A 1,181-nucleotide genomic window follows, 5' to 3' on the forward strand; every position below is an offset into this window, starting at 1 on the left:
CCCCGATTTACACTTGAAGTGCAACAGCCAATAGACTAGACCAAAAAGGCCATGATGACCTATTCTTATAAGCGACCAAGCAAATGAGAAAGGAATCATCATGACCCAATCACAGATTACTACACCTAGGCACTATCGACAACTCACTTTAGAAGAACGAGGGCAAATTCAGGCACTTAAGCAGGCTGGTTTCACTGTCACTAAGATTGCTGAGCAGATTCATCGTGACAAATCTACCGTTAGCCGTGAACTCAAACGTGGCACGACTGAACAAATCTGCGGCGCGGGCAAGCACTACCGGCGCTACTTCGCTGAAACCGGCGCTGCGGTCTACGACAAGCACCGCGCCGCTTGTCGCCCAAGGACGCGCTTTGATCAGTGCCCAGATTTCTACGCAGAGCTTGCGGTGGTGCTCCAAGCGCGGCCGCGAATCCACAGTGTGGATAGCTTCGTGCACACTTACAAGCAGACTCATCCGGAACGACCATGCCCATCGACACCCACTGTCTACCGGGACATCAACAAAGGGCTTTTTGAGGTACGCAATGGTGACCTACCGATGAAGCCACGCCGCCGGGTTAAGCATGACACCGGTAAGCATGTACGGACGAACAAACGCATCTACGGTCAGTCCATCGAGGAGCGCCCCGCAGAAGTTGAGAATCGCCAAGTTGTGGGTCATTGGGAAGGTGATTTGGTCAAAGGCACCCGCGTCGAAGATGAACCAGCGTTGATGACGATGACCGAGCGTGTGACGCGTTTCGAAATCATCATCAAGCTCCCCAACTACCACGCCGATACCTGCTTACGAGGCCTTCAGTCAATCCTCAATGACTATGGTGCGGACAATTTCAAGACCGTCACCTTCGACAATGGGAGTGAGTTCGCTAAACTTTCCGAAGTTACTGGCACCGACGTCTACTACGCCCACCCATACTCGCCATGGGAACGCGGCACCAACGAACACGCCAACGGTCTTATCCGCGAGTTCATACCCAAAGGCCACTCGCTCCACGATTATGACATCACTGACATCCAAGGCTTCCAGGATGCCCTCAACCAACGACCGCGGCGTTCGCTCAACTATCAATGTGCCGCCACCCTTCTGCCCAATCTCTAGCATCACCTAGACCAATTATTTGAATAATCATCATTTGTTGCACTTGAGTTGACAATCGAGG

At 52.4% G+C, this 1,181-nt stretch carries 1 protein-coding gene; it reads left to right on the forward strand.

The features are described from left to right. Nucleotides 1-100 precede the first annotated feature (100 nt). Complete coding sequence (locus GSO_RS15245) at nt 101-1,120, forward strand: IS30 family transposase (RefSeq protein ID WP_010493886.1); 1,020 nt, start codon at nt 101-103, stop codon at nt 1,118-1,120. Nucleotides 1,121-1,181: the final 61 nt, after the last annotated feature.

The sequence above is a fragment of the Lacticaseibacillus zeae DSM 20178 = KCTC 3804 genome, from assembly GCF_000260435.1.
Taxonomy (GTDB): domain Bacteria; phylum Bacillota; class Bacilli; order Lactobacillales; family Lactobacillaceae; genus Lacticaseibacillus; species Lacticaseibacillus zeae.